The sequence below is a fragment of the Microbacterium bovistercoris genome (assembly GCF_003387575.1).
Classification (GTDB): Bacteria; Actinomycetota; Actinomycetes; order Actinomycetales; family Microbacteriaceae; genus Microbacterium; species Microbacterium bovistercoris.
The window spans coordinates 1-16,663 of the sequence record NZ_QUAB01000009.1; the positions used below are offsets into that span (position 1 = coordinate 1).

Annotated in this window: 18 protein-coding genes; 5 read left to right on the forward strand and 13 right to left on the reverse strand. The window is 71.2% G+C overall.

Going from position 1 to position 16,663, the window contains the following annotated elements; translation table 11 throughout:
* Positions 1-42: 42 nt before the first annotated feature.
* The gene (locus DY023_RS00430; RefSeq protein WP_116240375.1) at positions 43-1,809 is read right to left on the reverse strand and encodes an ABC transporter substrate-binding protein; all 1,767 of its coding nucleotides are present in this window, start codon (positions 1,807-1,809) and stop codon (positions 43-45) included.
* 115 nt (positions 1,810-1,924) lie between these two features.
* Between DY023_RS00430 and DY023_RS00435 the strand changes: the two genes are divergently transcribed.
* Genes DY023_RS00435 through DY023_RS00445 form a run of 3 tightly spaced genes read left to right on the forward strand, consistent with a single transcriptional unit; the run spans position 1,925 to position 5,055 of the window.
* Positions 1,925-2,854, forward strand: a complete 930-nt coding sequence (locus DY023_RS00435; protein ID WP_116240376.1) for an ornithine cyclodeaminase family protein — start codon at positions 1,925-1,927, stop codon at positions 2,852-2,854.
* Between the two features lie 24 nt (positions 2,855-2,878).
* Positions 2,879-3,862 carry a proline racemase family protein gene (locus DY023_RS00440; RefSeq protein WP_116240377.1) on the forward strand — a complete coding sequence of 328 codons (984 nt, stop codon included), beginning with the start codon at positions 2,879-2,881 and terminating at the stop codon, positions 3,860-3,862.
* Between the two features lie 11 nt (positions 3,863-3,873).
* Complete coding sequence (locus DY023_RS00445) at positions 3,874-5,055, forward strand: metal-dependent hydrolase family protein (RefSeq protein WP_116240378.1); 1,182 nt, start codon at positions 3,874-3,876, stop codon at positions 5,053-5,055.
* A 120-nt stretch (positions 5,056-5,175) separates the two neighbouring features.
* Here the strand turns inward: DY023_RS00445 and DY023_RS00450 are convergent, their stop codons facing one another.
* From DY023_RS00450 to DY023_RS00490, 9 genes are all read right to left on the reverse strand, one after another.
* Positions 5,176-6,648 carry an aldehyde dehydrogenase (NADP(+)) gene (locus DY023_RS00450; protein ID WP_116240379.1) on the reverse strand — a complete coding sequence of 491 codons (1,473 nt, stop codon included), beginning with the start codon at positions 6,646-6,648 and terminating at the stop codon, positions 5,176-5,178.
* A 108-nt stretch (positions 6,649-6,756) separates the two neighbouring features.
* The gene (locus tag DY023_RS00455) at positions 6,757-7,758 is read right to left on the reverse strand and encodes a proline racemase family protein (protein ID WP_116240399.1); all 1,002 of its coding nucleotides are present in this window, start codon (positions 7,756-7,758) and stop codon (positions 6,757-6,759) included.
* Between the two features lie 64 nt (positions 7,759-7,822).
* On the reverse strand, positions 7,823-8,755 hold the full coding sequence (locus tag DY023_RS00460) for a dihydrodipicolinate synthase family protein (RefSeq protein WP_116240380.1): 933 nt from the start codon (positions 8,753-8,755) through the stop codon (positions 7,823-7,825).
* A 10-nt stretch (positions 8,756-8,765) separates the two neighbouring features.
* A complete protein-coding gene (locus DY023_RS00465; protein ID WP_116240381.1) occupies positions 8,766-10,115 on the reverse strand; it encodes an FAD-dependent oxidoreductase in 1,350 nt (449 codons plus the stop codon).
* Complete coding sequence (locus DY023_RS00470) at positions 10,112-10,357, reverse strand: (2Fe-2S)-binding protein (protein ID WP_116240382.1); 246 nt, start codon at positions 10,355-10,357, stop codon at positions 10,112-10,114. The genes DY023_RS00465 and DY023_RS00470 overlap by 4 nt, the downstream gene beginning before the upstream one ends.
* Complete coding sequence (locus tag DY023_RS00475; protein ID WP_116240383.1) at positions 10,354-11,514, reverse strand: NAD(P)/FAD-dependent oxidoreductase; 1,161 nt, start codon at positions 11,512-11,514, stop codon at positions 10,354-10,356. Before DY023_RS00475 ends, DY023_RS00470 begins: the two co-directional genes overlap by 4 nt.
* Before the next feature lie 126 nt (positions 11,515-11,640).
* Positions 11,641-12,306, reverse strand: coding sequence for a GntR family transcriptional regulator (locus DY023_RS00480; protein ID WP_116240384.1), 666 nt, complete (start codon positions 12,304-12,306; stop codon positions 11,641-11,643).
* A gap of 63 nt (positions 12,307-12,369) precedes the next feature.
* Entirely contained in the window at positions 12,370-13,416 is a 1,047-nt protein-coding gene (locus DY023_RS00485) for a hypothetical protein (protein ID WP_116240385.1), read from the reverse strand.
* 7 nt (positions 13,417-13,423) lie between these two features.
* Positions 13,424-13,879, reverse strand: a complete 456-nt coding sequence (locus tag DY023_RS00490; RefSeq protein WP_116240386.1) for an SRPBCC domain-containing protein — start codon at positions 13,877-13,879, stop codon at positions 13,424-13,426.
* A gap of 45 nt (positions 13,880-13,924) precedes the next feature.
* Here DY023_RS00490 and DY023_RS00495 point away from each other — a divergent pair, with 45 nt between their 5' ends.
* Entirely contained in the window at positions 13,925-14,401 is a 477-nt protein-coding gene (locus DY023_RS00495; RefSeq protein WP_116240387.1) for an HIT family protein, read from the forward strand.
* A gap of 57 nt (positions 14,402-14,458) precedes the next feature.
* Here DY023_RS00495 and DY023_RS00500 read toward each other — a convergent pair whose 3' ends face one another.
* On the reverse strand, positions 14,459-15,076 hold the full coding sequence (locus tag DY023_RS00500) for a helix-turn-helix transcriptional regulator (RefSeq protein WP_116240388.1): 618 nt from the start codon (positions 15,074-15,076) through the stop codon (positions 14,459-14,461).
* A gap of 76 nt (positions 15,077-15,152) precedes the next feature.
* Here DY023_RS00500 and DY023_RS00505 point away from each other — a divergent pair, with 76 nt between their 5' ends.
* Complete coding sequence (locus DY023_RS00505) at positions 15,153-15,626, forward strand: MogA/MoaB family molybdenum cofactor biosynthesis protein (RefSeq protein ID WP_116240389.1); 474 nt, start codon at positions 15,153-15,155, stop codon at positions 15,624-15,626.
* A gap of 98 nt (positions 15,627-15,724) precedes the next feature.
* Here the strand turns inward: DY023_RS00505 and DY023_RS00510 are convergent, their stop codons facing one another.
* Entirely contained in the window at positions 15,725-16,003 is a 279-nt protein-coding gene (locus DY023_RS00510) for a DUF6457 domain-containing protein (protein ID WP_116240390.1), read from the reverse strand.
* Complete coding sequence (gene mobA, locus DY023_RS00515) at positions 15,996-16,622, reverse strand: molybdenum cofactor guanylyltransferase (protein ID WP_116240391.1); 627 nt, start codon at positions 16,620-16,622, stop codon at positions 15,996-15,998. The genes DY023_RS00510 and mobA overlap by 8 nt, the downstream gene beginning before the upstream one ends.
* Positions 16,623-16,663: the final 41 nt, after the last annotated feature.

Here is a 16,663-nt window from a genome sequence, read left to right on the forward strand (position 1 = left end):
GCCGGCGGCGGATGAGCCGCCGCCGGCCCGCGAGTCCTGCGACTACTTGGTCAGCCAGAGGTTGGTCCAGTCGCCGTTCTGGCTCTGGGCGTAGGGCACGAACCCGGCCACCCGCTCGGAGTGGTAGTTCGGCTTCAGCCGGTACGCGATGCTCACGATCGGGGAATCCGCCATCACGGCCTCGTCCACCTGGTGCCAGAGCTCGCCCGACTCCTCGGCGGTGGACGCGGCGAGCGCCTGCGCGGCGAGGTCGTTCGCCTTGTCGCTGTTGTAGTCGACGTAGTTGTAGGCCTGCGGCGTGCCGGTGAACACGAACTGCGGCTGGAACACGCTGCGCGCGGCGCCGCCCTGCCAGTCCGGCGACCAGCCGACGAGCGCGACGTCCCACTTGCCGGTGGTGGCGTTCTCGACGTTGGTCATGAAGTTCGCGTAATAGTCCGTCGGCGGCACCGGCGTCAGCTCGATCGTGATGCCCGCCTTCTTCAGGCTGGCCTGCACGGTCTGCGCGATGTCGGGCTGCGTGCCCACGTTGCGGTACGGCATCTTCAGCGTGATGCCGTCGGGGAAGCCGGCCTCGGCGAGCAGCTGCTTGGCCTTCTCGGGGTCGCCCTTGCCGTCGTTCGCGGGGTACGGGTCGTACTCCTCGTAGCCCAGGACGCCCGGGCCGAAGATGCCGTTGGTGACGCCGGCGAGGTCCTTGCCGCCCATGGTCTGCACGACCGCGGTCTTGTCCATCGCGTATTGCAGCGCCTGGCGCACCTTGAGGTCGGTCAGGGCACCGTCGTTGTTCGGCGATTTGGTGTTGATCCACATGAACTGGTCGACGCCGCCGTTGGTCATGGTGGAGAACTTCTTGTCGTTCGCCGCCTTCAGCTGCGTGATGTTCGCCGGACTCGGCGAGAGGTCGAACAGCACGTCGGCGGATCCCGCCTGCAGCTGCTGCATGGCCGCGTCGCCCTCGACGCCCATCGTCATCTCGATGCCGTCCACATAGGCCTTGCGCAGCGGGTCGCTCTTCGGATCCCAGGCGTCGTTGCGCTCGAGCACGAACTTGGCGTCGGGGCTGTACTCCTTGACCTTGTACGGTCCGGACGAGACGAAGGCCTTGCGGTACTCGGGCGAGTCCGGCAGGTTGTCCAGCGCCTCGATCGGGGCCGGGTCCGCGGCATCCAGCGACAGCATGAACGGGAAGTCGCTGGCCGGCTTGGTGAGCGTGAACTCGATGGTCTTGTCGTCGGGGGTCGCGATGCCCGCGATGTCGTTGCCCTCGATGAACTCCTTCATCGGGCCGACCTCGGGCGCGACCTTCGAGAAGTCCGCGCAGAACGCGGACATGCCGTCGATCAGGTCGACGAAGTATCCCGACAGAGCGCCGGAGATGAGCGGGTTGCAGAGGCGCTTGAAGCCGCGCTCGACATCGGATGCCACGATGGCGCGAGCGCCGTCCGGGGCGCCCCAGGTGACGCCGTCGCGCAGCGTGATGCTGTACTTCAGCCCGTCCGCACTGGGCTCGGGCACCGCGGTCGCCAGGTCGGGCTGCAGTTCGATGCGCTTGTCGGCGTCGTCGCTGGATTCGTAGCTGAGCAGCGAGCGCGACATCGCACGCATGAAGCTGTACACCGGCACGTACGCCACCAGCTGCGGGTCGAGGTGATCGACGTCGCCGTTGGCGAGCACCTTGAGGGTGCCGCCCTTGACGGGTTCTCCGGCCGTCGCCGTGCCGTTGGTGTTCGCCGTGGAGCAGCCTGTCGTGATCAGCAGCACTGCTGCGGCCGCGGCCGCCGCCGTGAGGATTCTTCTTCTCGCCATGAGTCGCCTTCGATTCTCGGGTGGGCCGCAGCCCCAGGCTCGGGACGGCGTCTCGCGGGGCAGCCTCGCCACCGCGATACGTGACATATTACACATCACGCTCTAGGATGGGAACATGTCCGACGTCATCGCCGACCTCACGCTCGTCACCGCCGCGGAGATCGCCGACCGCGTGAGCATGCCCGCCGCCATCCGTGCGCTGCAGGATGTGCTGCGTGCGGGGTTCGATCCCGAGGGCGACCTGCCCCGCACCATCCAGGACGTGCCGCACGGCCAGCTGCTGCTCATGCCCGCCGCGATCGACGGTGCGGCCGGCCAGAAGTTCGCCACCGTCGCGCCAGGCAACCCGGCACGCGGCCTGGAGCGCATCCAGGCGCTGTACATCCTGCTCGACAGCGAGACGCTCGCGCCCACCGCCATCCTCGACGGCACCGCCCTCACGTCGCTCCGCACGCCGGCCATGTCGGCGGCCGTGGTCGATCTGCTCGCCGGATCGGATGCCGGGGATCTGGTGGTGTTCGGAACCGGCCCCCAGGCCGTGCGTCACGTCGAGGCGCTGCAGGCGGTCCGGCCGCTGCGCACGGTGCGCATGATCGGGCGCGACACCGACCGCACCATGGCGGCCGTCCGTGCGGCGCGTCTGCTGGCACCGGAGGCGCAGATCGAGGCAGGCGATGTGTCGGACGTGCACTCCGCCGACCTGATCGTCTGTGCGACCACGGCATCCGAGCCGCTCTTCCCCGCATCCCTCGTCCGCGACGATGCGACTCTCGTCGCGATCGGGTCGCATGAGCCGCAGAAGGCCGAGCTCGATCCCGTGCTGGTCGGGCGCTCCCAGGTCGTGGTGGAGAGCCGCCGCGTCGGGCTGTCCGAGGCCGGCGACGTGATCCGTGCGATCGCGGCCGGAACCCTGCACGAGGGCGACCTGGTGACGCAGCACGATCTGTTCACGGGTGCCGTGTCTGCGGCATCCGATCGCCCTCGCATCGTGAAGACCTGCGGCATGGGCTGGCAGGACCTCGCCGTCGCCCGCCTCGCCCTCTGACCCTCTCCCTGAAAGGACATCCTCATGCGCTGGAGCACCGAGGACTGGCACACGGCCGGAGAGCCGTTCCGCATCGTGCACGGGGTGCCGACGCACGGCGCGACCGTCGCCGAGCGCCGGGTGGAGGCCATCACCGGCGAGGCCGACGGCATCCGTCGCTTTCTCTGCCTGGAGCCGCGCGGCCACGACGACATGTACGGCGGGTTCATCACGCCACCCGACGACGACGGCGCCGACTTCGGCGTGCTGTTCTGGCACAAGGACGGCTTCTCGACGGCCTGCGGGCACGGCACGATCGCCCTCGGCGCGTGGGCGGTGCGCACCGGTCTGGTGGCATCCGACCCCGACGGCGAGACCGTCGTGACCATCGACGTGCCGAGCGGACGCGTGCAGGCACGCGTGCGGCAGTCCGCCGGGCGCATCGAGGAGATCGTGTTCCGCAACGTCGAGTCGCGGGTGCTGTCGCGAGGGATTCCGCTGCAGACCTCGCGCGGCGAGGTGACCGTCGACCTGGTGTTCGGCGGCGCCGTGTACGCCACGCTGCCGGCATCCGCCGTCGGCCTGTCGGTGACGCCCTCCGACACCGCGGAGTTGATCGCGATCGGCCGCGAGATCAAGTGGGCCATGAACGAGCACCCCGCCGCGCAGCTGGCGGATGCCCGGCTCTCGGGCGTCTACGGCACCATCCTGTTCGACGACCTCGGCCGCACCGCCGACGGCCCGCACCAGCGCAACGTGACCGTCTTCGCCGACGGCGAGGTCGACCGCAGCCCGTGCGGCTCCGGCACCGCCGCGCGCGTGGCCCTGCTCGCCGCGACCGGCGAGCTCGGCGAGGGCGAGACCCTCACGCACGACTCGATCATCGGCACACGGTTCCTGGCGAGCGTCGCCGCGCGGACGTCCGAAGGCATCATTCCGGAAGTGCGCGGGAACGCGTACCGTGTGGGTGCGTCGATCTTCGAGCTCGACGAGGGCGACCCGGTCGCCGACGGCTTCAGCCTGCGTTGAAAGGAATCCCCATGCGCTCAGGATCGCTCACCATCACCGGCGCACACGTCTGGGACGGAGCGACGTTCGCGGCCCGCGACGTGCACATCGCCGACGGCCGCGTCGTCGCGGCGCCCGCTTCGGATGCCGCGACGCTGGACGGCTCCGGATACTGGCTCATCCCGGGCCTCATCGACGCGCACTTCCACGCCTACGCGACGAGCATGGACGGGTTCGAGAACGAGCGGGGACCGCTCAGCTACGCGGCACTGAACGGGGCGCGGCGCCTGTCGCGGGCGCTGAGCCGCGGGTTCACGACCGTGCGCGACGTCGCCGGCGGCGACATCGGGCTCGCGCAGGCGATCGACGCCGACCTGTTCGACTCGCCGCGCTACCACTTCACCGGTCCTGCGCTCAGCCAGACCGGCGGGCACGGCGACCCGCGTGCCGCGCACGTCGACGTGTGCTTCTCGCACGGGCACATGTGCGAGGTCGTCGACGGCGTCGACAACCTGCGACTCGCGGTGCGCAACCGGCTCCGCACCGGCGCGCACGCGATCAAGGTGATGGCGTCGGGTGGGGTCTTCTCACTGACCGACCCGATCCGCGTGCCGCAGTACTCGCAGGAGGAGCTGCGCGCGGTCGTCGAGGAGGCCACCAGACGCGGCAGCTATGTCTGCGCGCACGCGTACTCCTCCGAGGCGGTGCAGCACGCGGTCGCCGCAGGCATCCGCTCGATCGAGCACGGCAACCTCATCGACCGCGAGACGGCCGAGCGGATGGCGGATGCCGGGGCGTTCCTCGTCCCCACGCTCGCCGCGTACGACGCGATGGACCGCCGCGGGGCATCCATCGGCCTGAACGCGACCTCGCTCGCGAAGAACACCGAGGTGCTGACGAAGGGACAGGATGCGGTGCGGATCGCGCATGAGGCCGGCGTGCGCGTCGGCTTCGGCAGCGACCTGATGGGCGACCTCGAGGACGACCAGCTCGCCGGTGTTCGGCTGCAGGTCGAGGCATCCGGCGCCGCTGCGACGCTGCGCTCGATGACGGCGGTGAACGCCGAGCTGATCGGCGATTCCGCTTTGGGGCATCTCGGCGAGGGGGCCTACGGCGACGCCGTGCTGCTGACCTCCGATCCGCTGGCCGACCCCTCGGCGCTGTGGGAGCAGGATGCCCGGGTCGCCGTGGTCCGCGGGGGCCTCGTGATCTGACACTCCTCGGTCTTCGAGCGCCCTTCGTCTCGCTCCGCTCTCTCAGGAGCCGGAAGCGAGACGAAGCGTCGAGACCCCGCCTGATTCACGTGAATCAGGCGGGGTCTCGGCAGCCATGCGTCAGCGGGCGAACGCGCCCCAGTCCGTCGAGCGGCCGGCCTCGCTGATGCTCTGCGGCACGCCCCAGGGGTTGTCGTCGCGGAGCGGCTCGGGCAGCAGTGCCTGCGGGGCGTTCTGGTACGAGACGCCGCGCAGGAAGCGGGTGATGGCGGCGGTGCCGACGCTCGTCCCGTCGCTCGTGGTCGCAGGATAAGGACCCCCGTGCTGCATCGCCGGAGTCACCGAGACGCCGGTCGGCCAGCCGCCGAACAGCACGCGTCCGCTGGTCTCGGCCAGCACCTCGACGAGCTCGGCGAGTGAGCCGTCCTCCAGCTCCGCCGGCCGCGCGTGCACGGTCGAGGTGAGGTTTCCCGGGAACAGTCCGGCGTGCAGCGCCGGCAGCGTGGACAGGTCGGAGTACCGCACGATCACCGACAGCGGCCCGAACGACTCCTCCAGCAGCGCATCGCCGGCCGCGACCAGGGCGTCGACATCGACCGTCACGACCGTCGGGGTCGCGTAGGTCTGCCCGTTCTCGTCGGTGCGGGTCTCCCCCGCCGACAGCACCTCGACCCCGGATGCCCCGATCACGTCTTCCCGGCGCTGCGCGAACGCGCGCCCGATCCCGGGGTTGAGCAGGCGGTGTTCGGCGACCGCCCCCGCCGTACCCGTGACGGATGCCAGGTCGGCATCCTCCGGCACGAACAGGAAGCCCGGCTTCGTGCAGAGCTGGCCCGCCGAGCCCGACACCGAGGTCACGAAGCCGTCAAGCAGCGCCTCGTCGACATAGGTCGCGTACGCGGGGTTCACACTGCCGAGCTCGCCGTAGAACGGGATCGGCACCTCGCGTGCGGCGGCGATGTCGGCCAGCATCCGTCCGACATGTGTCGACCCGGTGAAGGCGCCGGCGCGGATGCGCTCGTCCTTCAGCAGTGCGACGCCGTTCTGCTGACCCTCGATCAGCTGGAACACGCCGTCCGGCATCCCGGCGCCGCGCAGCGCGTCGATGACGACGGCCGCGGTCGCACGAGACAGCTCCGGATGCCCGGAGTGCGCCTTCACGACGACGGGGCAGCCCGCGGCGAGCGCGGCGGCGGTGTCGCCACCGGCGACCGAGAACGCGAACGGGAAGTTCGACGCGGCGAAGTTCAGCACAGGGCCGACCGGCTCCAGCATCCGGCGCAGGTCCGGACGCGGGCCGATGACGTACTCGGGGTCGGCGCGGTCGATCCGGGCGTCGAGGTAGGCGCCGTCGACGATCGTGTCGGCGAACAGTCGCAGCTGCCATGAGGTGCGGCGCACCTCACCGGTCAAGCGCGCCTCGCCCAGGCCGGTCTCGCGCATCGCGATCGCGATGAGGTCGGATGCCGCGGCATCCAGCGCGTCCGCGACGGCGACCAGCGCCGCCCCGCGCTCGCGCGGGCTGGTGCGCGCGAACGCGCGCGCGGCGGCGGATGCTGCGGCGGCGACCTGGTCGATGGTGGTGTCGGTCATGATTCCTCCTGTGCTGTGCGCCAGCGCACGACCTGTTGCCGAGTGCACGGGCTGTTCACGTCGAGAAGCCGTGCACTCGGCAGAATGCCGTGCGCTCGGCGCCGACGGCTAGAACACGAACCCCTCGGGGAACGGGTCGTTCTCGTCGAGCATGTACTGGCCGAGCCCGGTGACCCAGGCGCGGCCGGTGATCGTCGGGATCACGGCCGGCTTGTCGCCGACCGTGGTCTCGCCCACCAGGCGTCCGGTGAACTCCGTGCCGATGAACGACTCGTTCACGAACGGGGTGTCCAGCGCGAGCTCGCCGCGGGCGTGCAGCTCGGCCATCCGCGCGCTGGTGCCGGTGCCGCAGGGCGACCGGTCGAACCAGCCGGGGTGGATCGCCATCGCGTGCCGCGAGCGCACGGCATCCGATCCGGGCGCGATGAACTCCACGTGGTGCACGTGATTCGCGCCCTTCAGCACCGGATGCACCGGGGGCGCCTGCTCGTTGATCGCGTCCATGATCTTCAGCCCCGCGGCGAGGATGTCGCCTTGCCGCGCCCGGTCGAAGGGAAGCCCGACCTGGTCGAGGTCGACGAGCGCGTAGTAGTTGCCTCCGAACGCGACCGAGTAGGTGATCTCACCGATGCCGGGCACCTCGATGCGCTCGTCGAGCCGGTCGACGAAGCTCGGCACGTTCTCGATGGTGACGTCGACGGCGCGGCCGTCCTCCACGCGCACGCGGGCGATCACGAGCCCCGCCGGAACGTCGAGACGGATCTCGGTGACCGGCTCGGTGACCTCGACCATGCCGGTCTCGACCAGCACCGTCGCGACCCCGATCGTGCCGTGCCCGCACATCGGCAGGAATCCGGATGCCTCGATGAACACGACACCCCAGTCGGCGTCATCCCGGGCCGGCGGCTGCAGCAGCGCGCCCGACATCGACGCGTGCCCACGGGGCTCGTTCATGAGGAATCCGCGCAGCCCGTCGAGGTGCTCCATCGCATACAGGCGGCGGTCGTTCATGGTCGCGCCGGGGATGCGTCCCACGCCCCCGGTCACGACGCGCGTCGGCATCCCCTCGGTGTGGGAGTCGACGGCCTGGATGGTGCGGCGAGCGCGCATCATGAACCTCCGTGTGATCGGCGGGGACGCCGGAAGGCGGCCCCGCCGATCAGTGTGACACGCGTCACGCGACCGCGGCCGTGCGGGCGGCGAGCGCGGCGAGCGCCCGCTCGGTGTCGGCGGTGACCTGGGCGCGCTGCTCCTCGCTCAGCGGACCGCGCGGCGGGCGGGTCGGGCCGCCGTAGGAGTTGCCGCAGATGTCCATCGACAGCTTGATGGCCTGCACGAACTCGGTGCGCGAGTCCCAGCGGAACACGGCGACGAGCTGCTCGTAGAGCGCCTTGGCCTCCTGCCACTTGCCGGCGGTGAGCAGGTCGTACAGCTCGACGGCCTCGCGCGGGAACGCGTTCGGGTAGCCGGCGAACCAGCCGACGGCGCCGTTGACCATGAGCTCGAAGAGCACGTCGTCGGCACCGGCGATGATGTCGATGTCGCAGAGCTCCTTGATCTCGTAGACGCGACGCACGTCGCCGGAGAACTCCTTGATCGCGACGACCTCGGGAATCTCGGCGAGCTTCGCGACCAGCGAGGGCACCAGGTCGACCTTCGTGTCGTAGGGGTTGTTGTAGGCCATGATCGGCAGGCCGACCTTGGCGACCTCCTCGTAGTGCGCGATGACCTCGCCCTCGTTGGCGCGGTACAGGGTCGGCGGCAGCAGCAGCACGCCGTCGGCACCGTCCTCGCGGGCGTACTCGGCCCACTTCCGGGCCTGGTGGCTGCCCACCCCGTGTGCACCGGCGATCACGATGCCGCGGCCGTCGACGGCCTCCACGGCCACCTGGATCACCTTGCGGCGCTCCTCGTCGGTGAGGGACGAGTACTCGCCCAGCGATCCGTTCGGGCCGACGCCGCGGCATCCGTTCGACATCAGGAAGTCGACGTGCTCGCCGAACTTGTCGTAGTCGACGGCGAGACCTGCCGGGGCCGACGCGTCTTCCTTGAACGCGAGGGTCGTGGCGACGACGACGCCGCCGAGGTCCATGTTCTGCTCGGTCATTTCTGCTCTTTCATTCGTGGGTGTTCCGGTGCGCGGCGAGTTCGCCGATGCGCACCGAGGAGAGGACGGGTCTGCGGTCGAATCCGGATGCTGCGCCGATGATGTCCTCGACGCTGCGGCCGCAGGTACGGCCCTGGCAGGGGCCGAGGCCGGCGCGGGTGGCGAGGCGCATGCCCCTGCTCGACGCGTCCGCGTATTCGCGGAGGGATGCCGCGGTCGCGGCCTCGCAGCGGCACACGACGGTGTCGTCGTCGAGCCAGGCGGTCCAGCCGGGGCGGATCGCGTGGGTCTGCAGGCGCTGCGCGAAGGCGCGCATCCGGCGGCGGGCGGCCAGTGGCTTCCGGTAGCGCAGGTCGGCGCCGGGCACGCCGGCGGCGGCGAGTCCGGCGATCGCGCCTTCGGCGAGTGCGGCATCCGCCCCGCCGATCCCGGTGATCTCTCCGGCCGCGTGCACGCCGGGGATGCTGGTGAGCTGCTGCCCGTCGACGCGCACGAAGCGGTCGGGAGTGATGTCGCAGCCGAACTGGATGGCGGCCTCGAGGCGCGGCGTGAAGCCGTGCCCGAGCGCGACGGAGTCGCACTCGACGATGCGCTCGGTGCCGGGGATCGGACGCCAGTCGCTGTCGATGCGCGAGATCGTGACGGCCTCGACCGAGGTGGTGCCGTGGATGCGGGTCACGGCGCTGCCCAGTCGGTACGTCGTGCGGTGCTTCACCAGCGATGCCGCGTACGAGCCGAGCTCACCGGCCTTGCCTGCGGCGGCTGTGAGCTCCCAGGGCCGGCGGCCCCAGCCGCGCACGAGTGTGCCGGTCGTGGCGGCCTCGATGACCTCGACGACCTCGACGCCCAGCAGCGCCGCGCTCTGCGCGACCGGCAGCAGGAAGGGACCGGCGCCCGCGACGACCATCCGCGTGCCGAGGGCGACCCCGTCGCGCTTGGCGAGCGCCTGCACGGCACCGGCCGAGGTGACGCCGGGCAGGGTCCAGCCCGGCACCGGGAGCACCCGGTCGTGCGCGCCGGTGGCCAGCACCACGGCGTCGGCCTCGAGGGTCTCGCCGCGGCGCTGCGCGTCGTCGACGGGTCCGGTGAGCGCGTGCACGCGAAGCGGCTCGCCTGCCTCCACTCGCCAGACGCTCGTCGACGACATGGTGCGGACGCCGGCGAGAGCCTGCTGCAGCTCGCCGAAGCGGCCCAGCTGATGCTGCATCCGCGGGTCGGTTAAGGCGGGGTGGTGCCGCCAGAACTGTCCGCCGGTGCGCTCGCCCTCGTCGACGAGGACGACGTCGGCACCTGCGCCGGCGGCGGATGCCGCAGCGGCGAGTCCCGCGGGACCCGCGCCGATCACGACGATGCGCGTCATGCCCGCACCTCCCGCTCGACGATGTCGCCCTCGCAGGCGGTGCGCTGACAGGCGCGGACGCCCTCGACGCCGTTCACGGTGACGACGCAGTCCTGGCAGATGCCGATGCCGCAGAAGATGCCGCGCTCACCGCCCTGCGCGTCGCGCCAGGTGCGGTGACCGTTCGCGAGCAGGACGCCGCCGATGCTCTGCCCGTCGCGTCCCTCCAGGGAGGCGCCGTCGAAGGTGATCGTGACGGTCATGCGGGCACCCCCTGCAGCGTGGGCCGCGAAGGCAGGAACGGGGTCGGGTCGAGCGGTGCGGGCGTGCCGAGCACGGCGTGCGCGATGAGCGCGCCGGTGGTCGGCGCGAGACCGATGCCGGCTCCCTCGTGGCCTGCGGCATGGAACAGGCCCTCGAGGCGCGCATCTGCGCCGATCGCCGGCAGGTGATCCGGGGCGTAGGGCCGGAAGCCGTAATACGTGCGCAGCAGCATGGTGTCGCGCAGGAACGGGAACAGCCGGGCGGCCTTGTCGGCGATCTCGGCGAGCGGCTCGAGCAGACCCTCGCCCGAGAAGCCCACGCGCTCGCGGCTCGACCCGATCAGCACCGTGCCGCCGGGAGTCGACTCCACGACCGTGGAGGTCTGCAGCGCGGCATCCCCCGATCCCACAGCACCGACGTAATCGGCGTCGTAGACCTTGTGGAACACCCGCTGCGGCATCGGAACCGTCACCAGGATCGTGCCGCGCCGCGGCCGGATGTCGAGCGCCGCGCCGAACAGCGCCGCGGCCTCGCCGGCCCATGGTCCTGCGCAGTTGACCACGACGTCCGCGTCGATGCGCCCTTCGGGCGTGAGCACGCCGCGCACCCGGTCGCGGTCGACGATCCCGCCCGTCACCTCGGCGAGACGGAACTGCGCGCCCAGGTGCCGGGCGCGCGCGAGCATCGCCTGCGTGGCGAGGCTCGGCTGCACCTGCGCGTCGTCGGGGTAGTGCACGCCGAGGGCGACCTCGGGCGAGAGGTGCGGTTCTGCGGCGCGCAGCGCCGCCTCGTCGAGCGCCTCGACCCGGATACCGATGCCGCGCTGCGTCTCGGCGAACTCCTCCAGCGCGGATGCTCCGCCGGGGAACGCCACGACGATGCCACCCTTGGCCTCGAACTCGGTCGCCGGCTGGCCGGGTACGCGATCGGCGTCCAGCCGCTCGGCGAGTTCGCGCCAGGCGCGGTTCGCCTCGATCGCCATCAGCGCCTCGGCGCCGGGCTCCTTGTCGGAGACGAGGATGTTGCCCTCGCAGCGGCTCGAGGTCTCGCCGGCGACGCCGGTGCGGTCGAGCACGATCACCTCGGCGCCCGCTTCGGTGAGCGCGAGCGCGCAGGCGGCGCCGACGGCGCCCGCACCGATCACGACAACCCGCATCCGTCCGCCTCCTTCGCGCTCGCCACACGTTGTACCGTGTGACATATTACTCTACTTCGAGCAGAACGTCGAGTCTCCCCCGCACCGGATGCCGCACGGCAGGAGACGATCAGTGCACCGTGCCGGTCAGGCCTCGTCCTGGCCACTCCAGATACCGCCCACATGACCGATGTGCCGGCGCATCAGCGCCTCGGCATCCTGGCCGCGGCCCGCGACGAGCAGATCGACCAGCTCGGCGTGTTCCAGCGAGGTGCTGATCAGCGCGTCGGTCTCGGCGAGCTGCACCAGGCCGACCAGGCGGGTCTGCTGACGCAGCTCACGCACGGTCTCGACCAGCTTGGCGTTGCCCGTGCACTCCAGGATGCGCAGGTGGAACTCGGTGTCGGCCGCGAGGTACTCGTCGAAACGGGCGTCCCGCGCGGCCTCGACGATCCGGTCGGCGGTCACTCGCAGTTCGGCGACGGTCTCGTCGTCGAGGGTGCCGGCGACCACCACCATCGGCGGCGCCTCCAGCAGCATCCGCACCTCACTGAGCTGGCGGAGCTCATCGGGCGAGACCTCGGTGACCTCGAATCCGCGGTTGCGGATCGGGCGCAGGAAGCCGCGGCGCGCCAGGTTCAGCATGGCCTCGCGCACCGGCGTCGCGCTGACGCCGAACTCGCCGGCGAGCGTGGGCACCGTCAGCACCTCACCCGGGGGGATCTCACCCGAGACGATGCGCGATGCCAGCTGCCCCTCGACCTGCTCGCGCAGGCTCTCGGCCGGCGAGAGCAGGGTGGCGAAGCCGCTCACAGGTCACCACGCAGATGGTCGGTCATGTGGCATATGGTACCGCGCACCCCGTGCCGGCCCGCCTCACCGGGCGGCGGTGACGTCCGCGTGCGTCTGAAGGATGCCCTCGGTGGTACCGGCAGGGGCGCGGCCGATGCCGCACTCCGTAGCGACGCCGAACTCCGGCACGAAGACGGATGCTGCAGCGATGCGTCGCTGGGCACCCTCCGCGCCGTCCTCGCGGTGCACCAGGCCCAGGTACAGCTCGTCGACAGCGGTCAGCCCGGCGAGAGGGGCGAAGTAGGCCTCGTCGTCACGCTCGATCGGCACTGGCAGGTGCAGCCAGGACAGTTCCCGGCCCGAGGCCGCGATCACCGCGTTGGCGTACCGCACCAGGTTCCCGGCATCCGACGGCTCGACGAAGTGCTTCTCGCCGGCGTCGCCGTAGCAGAGGTGCACGCCGACCTCGACGTCGGCGGGCACGGCGTCGATCAGCGCGGCCAGGCGCGAGACGAGGCCGTCGAACGGGTCGCCGGGCCACCAGGCATCCATCACCTTGCCGTAGCCGGAGGCGCGCTCGATGATGCCCATCTCGCTGGCGACATCCCACTGGATGGCGATGTCGTGGTGAGGGATCGCGGCCAGGATCTCGTCGAGCTCACGCAGGACCGCGGCGGAGTAGACGGGCTCGATCGCGGCGCGGTCGTCGCCCGCGAAGAACGAGGAGACCACCGCGAGCGGCGTGGGCAGCGACACCTGGAAGCGCACGCCGGGTGCGATCGCACCCTCGTCGCGCAGGCGGCGGAAGATCTCGTACGACTCCACCGCGGCGGACGCGTACCCGAGCGGAGGAAGGACGATGGATGCCGCATCCGCTCCCTCGGCGATGCGCAGCGGGCGCGCGTCGATGCCGGCCTTGAACGGGATGGGGTTCTCGCCGACGCGGTCGATGCCCTCGGCCTGGCCCAGTACGTCGGGCTGGAACATGATCCAGTGGAACCTCTTGCCCACCTCGCCGTCGGGGATGCGGCGCAGCAGCCCGCCCAGCATCTCGGCGGCGGTGCGCATGGTCTTCTCGGCGTCGTCGTAGTTCACGCTGCCGACGAGCAGCGCACCGTGGGGCTGGGTCATGCGTCCATTATCCGCCGACGTACTCGGCCAGGTTGCGCAGCGAGGCCTCGAGGCCCGCCCTGTGGTCCTCCGCCGAGATGCCGGAGGGCACGTTCTCGGCGCGGAACACGACCTCGGATGCCGCACCGCGGGCGGTGACCTCCCACGTCATCCGCATGGTGCCTGCGAACGCGGGGTCGTCCGAGACGAAATCGAAATCCTGCACGATCCGGACGCCAGGCGTCACCTCCACGAAGGTGCCCTCCACGACATCCGTCCCGTCGCCGGCCTTGCCGGGCTCGTCGCCCTCGTAACGGAGCACGATGCGGCTGGCGCCGCCCTCACGCAGGTCGTAGTTCGCCACGCGTCCGGTCATCCCGTCCGGCGGGAGCCAGCGCTCCAGCGCCTCGGGGTCGGAGAGCGCCTTGTAGACGCGCACCGAGGACGCGTCGATCATCATCGTCGCCTCATCTGTTCTCGTCATGGTCTCCACGCTACGGAGCGGATGAGTTCCACGTAAGGTCGTTCCATGGACTGGCGCGAGGACAGGATCGGGGCTGCGGCCCGCGGAGAGAACCCGACTGTGCTCGCCGAGACCCCGGCGGGCTACGCGGTGATCGGTGATGTGCAGTTCCTCCCCGGGTACAGCGTGCTGCTGAGCAGGAACCCCTCGGCCACCGCCCTGGCCGAGCTGCCGCGCGACGAGCGCGTGCAGTACCTCGCCGACGTCGACCTGCTGGCCACCGCGGTGGAGCGGGCGTGCCGCGCACACGACGCGGGATTCCGGCGGATGAACATCGAGATCCTGGGCAACACGGACGCGTTCGTGCACGCGCACGTCTGGCCCCGTTACGACTGGGAGCCGGACGACATCGTCCGGAAGCCGGTCTGGCTCTACGATCCGTCGCACTGGAGCGACCCCGCGCATGCCCTGGACGCCCGGCACGACGCGCTGCGCGCGTCGATCACCGAGGAGTTGCAGGCGCTGCTGGCCGAGCACGTCTGACTCCTGGCCCTCCGGGACAGGATGTTTCCCAGAACGTGAGGGCGCGGCGGAATCGTCTCAGGCTGCCTCGACCCGCAGCTGCACCGTGCACTCGGCGGGGTTCGCGGCGGCGCGCACGCACTCTGCGGCGATCGGACCGCCGGCCTGGGTGAGCACGCCCCGCATGAGTCCGAGGTGCACCTGGCACAGCAGCGGACGATTCTCGGGCGAGGCCGCAGCGTGCGGGCACGGGGTGAGCTCGACGGTCATCTCACGCTCGTCGATGACCGGGTCGAAACCGCTCTCCTCGAGATGCTCCACCAGCGCATCGAGCTGATAGGTGGCCTCGCGGCCCAGCTTCGAGGCATCGGTGTGCAGCACACGCCGCATGAGGTCGCCCCGGCGCGCCGCCTCGTTGACCTTCTCCCGTGCGACCGGACTCGACGCCCCGGGAGCTCCGGTCGCCGCGCTGTACAGCGTGCGCGGACGTCCGCGGGTGGTGCGGTGCTCGGTGGCGTGGATGATGTAGCCGCCCTCATCGAGCCGCTGCAGATGCTCGCGCACGGTGTTGGCGTGCAGACCGGTCTCCTCGCAGAGTTCGGCGATCGTGCGCTCGGGTCGCGTCTGGAGCAGGTGCAGGATCTGCACCCGTGAATAGCTCGAGATCGGCCCGCAGACGGGCTTGGCGATCACCATGCCCCCAGTATGGCCGAGCCCTCTGAACGGCCAGTGTGGGCGGGCCGTGAATAATCGCCGGCCGTAAGCTGGGGCCATGCTCCAGGCTGCGGTGATCACGGTGTCGGACCGCTCGGCGGCGGGCCTGCGGCCCGACGGTTCGGGACCGGTCGCGGTCGAGGCGCTGCGCGCCGCCGGCTTCGCCTGCGACGATGCGCGGATCGTCCCGGACGGCGCGGATCCCGTGGAGGCGGCGCTTCGAGAGGCCGTGGCGGCCGGCGCGCGACTGATCGTGACCAGCGGCGGCACCGGCGTCGCGCCACGGGATGCCACGCCGGAAGGCACCGCCCGCGTCATCGAGCGCGAGCTGCCCGGCATCCCGGAGGAGCTGCGCCGCGTCGGCGCCGCGCAGAAGCCGGTCGCCCTGCTCACCCGGGGACTGGCGGGCGTCGCCGGCGGCGCGCTCATCGTCAACCTCCCCGGGTCGCCGGGAGGGGTTCGCGACGGGATGCCGGTGCTCCTCTCCGTCGCCGCGCACGTCATCGCGCAGCTCGACGGCTCCGACCACTGACGCCCCGAAACGGCTGGACTCCCACCGGCTCCGGTCCCAACCGATGCGGGTCGCGGGGCAGCACACCCGCAACCGGTGAGACCGGAACGGCGAAGGGGTCAGGCGTCGCGGGCGGGCCAGGTGCCGGCGAGCTCGACCACTCCGGCGACCGCGGCACGGATGTCATCCGGCGATCCGCCCTGGCGTCCGGCGACGAGGCCGGCGACGAACGCGCTGAACGGTGCAGCCGGGCGGGCGACGCCGTTCGCGACGTCGCGCGCCAGGTCGAGGATCAGCCCGATCGGCACATCGTCGGCGCCGAGATCGAAGCGCTCGCGCAGGGCGGCCGCCCATTCCTCGAGTGCCTCGGGAGGCAGGGTCCGGTTCTTGTCAGTCATGCGCGGTCTCCTCGATCTTCTGCGACATCATCGCGCCGGCACGCAGGCGCTCCCTGGTCAGGTCGTCGGGGGTGTCGACGTCGGCGGTCACCCCGTCATCGTCGGGCAGCAGGGTCAGATCCAGGCCCGCGAGCAGGGCCCGGCAGGACGCCCCTGCGACGTCGCCGCCGAGTTCGGCGAGCGCCCCGCGAAGGGCCGATGTCCGATAGACACCTGCCAGCCACTGCGGATGACCATCGGCCACGAAGACCGTGCCGGCCGTGCTCGCCGAGCGGCCGGCCAGGAGAAGCGGCACGAGCTCGTCCGACCGAGGCAGGTCTCCAGCCAGCAGGACAGTCCATTCCCCGGCATCCGCACCGTCGAGAGCGGCGGCGAGCGCCGCGACCGGCCCGCCGAACGGCGGCTCCTCACGAACCCAGCGCACGTCAGCGGAAGCGTCGAATTCCGGCCCGACGGCAGTGATCGGCCGGCATCCGGCCTCCTGCAGCGCGCGCACCGCGCGAGCGAACAGGGTCGCGCCACCGACGTCGAGCAGGGGCTTGTCGACGCCGCCCATGCGCGACGCCCGCCCGCCGACCAGCACGACCGCACCGACATCGGCGGGGTGCTGGTCGCTCATGTCTCCACTATCGCCGGACGGGCCCGCCGACGCCAGCCTGC

Coding starts and splice junctions, on each gene's coding strand:
- DY023_RS00455 (WP_116240399.1), bottom strand. CDS start 7,758: ATGCGCGCTCGCCGCACCATCCAGGCCGTCGACTCCCACACCGAGGGG.
- DY023_RS00470 (WP_116240382.1), bottom strand. CDS start 10,357: ATGACCGTCACGATCACCTTCGACGGCGCCTCCCTGGAGGGACGCGAC.
- DY023_RS00490 (WP_116240386.1), bottom strand. CDS start 13,879: ATGACGAGAACAGATGAGGCGACGATGATGATCGACGCGTCCTCGGTG.
- DY023_RS00445 (WP_116240378.1), top strand. CDS start 3,874: ATGCGCTCAGGATCGCTCACCATCACCGGCGCACACGTCTGGGACGGA.
- DY023_RS00430 (WP_116240375.1), bottom strand. CDS start 1,809: ATGGCGAGAAGAAGAATCCTCACGGCGGCGGCCGCGGCCGCAGCAGTG.
- DY023_RS00485 (WP_116240385.1), bottom strand. CDS start 13,416: ATGACCCAGCCCCACGGTGCGCTGCTCGTCGGCAGCGTGAACTACGAC.
- DY023_RS00510 (WP_116240390.1), bottom strand. CDS start 16,003: ATGACTGACAAGAACCGGACCCTGCCTCCCGAGGCACTCGAGGAATGG.
- DY023_RS00475 (WP_116240383.1), bottom strand. CDS start 11,514: ATGCGGGTTGTCGTGATCGGTGCGGGCGCCGTCGGCGCCGCCTGCGCG.
- DY023_RS00435 (WP_116240376.1), top strand. CDS start 1,925: ATGTCCGACGTCATCGCCGACCTCACGCTCGTCACCGCCGCGGAGATC.
- DY023_RS00505 (WP_116240389.1), top strand. CDS start 15,153: ATGCTCCAGGCTGCGGTGATCACGGTGTCGGACCGCTCGGCGGCGGGC.
- DY023_RS00450 (WP_116240379.1), bottom strand. CDS start 6,648: ATGACCGACACCACCATCGACCAGGTCGCCGCCGCAGCATCCGCCGCC.
- DY023_RS00495 (WP_116240387.1), top strand. CDS start 13,925: ATGGACTGGCGCGAGGACAGGATCGGGGCTGCGGCCCGCGGAGAGAAC.
- DY023_RS00500 (WP_116240388.1), bottom strand. CDS start 15,076: ATGGTGATCGCCAAGCCCGTCTGCGGGCCGATCTCGAGCTATTCACGG.
- DY023_RS00465 (WP_116240381.1), bottom strand. CDS start 10,115: ATGACGCGCATCGTCGTGATCGGCGCGGGTCCCGCGGGACTCGCCGCT.
- DY023_RS00460 (WP_116240380.1), bottom strand. CDS start 8,755: ATGACCGAGCAGAACATGGACCTCGGCGGCGTCGTCGTCGCCACGACC.
- DY023_RS00440 (WP_116240377.1), top strand. CDS start 2,879: ATGCGCTGGAGCACCGAGGACTGGCACACGGCCGGAGAGCCGTTCCGC.
- mobA (WP_116240391.1), bottom strand. CDS start 16,622: ATGAGCGACCAGCACCCCGCCGATGTCGGTGCGGTCGTGCTGGTCGGC.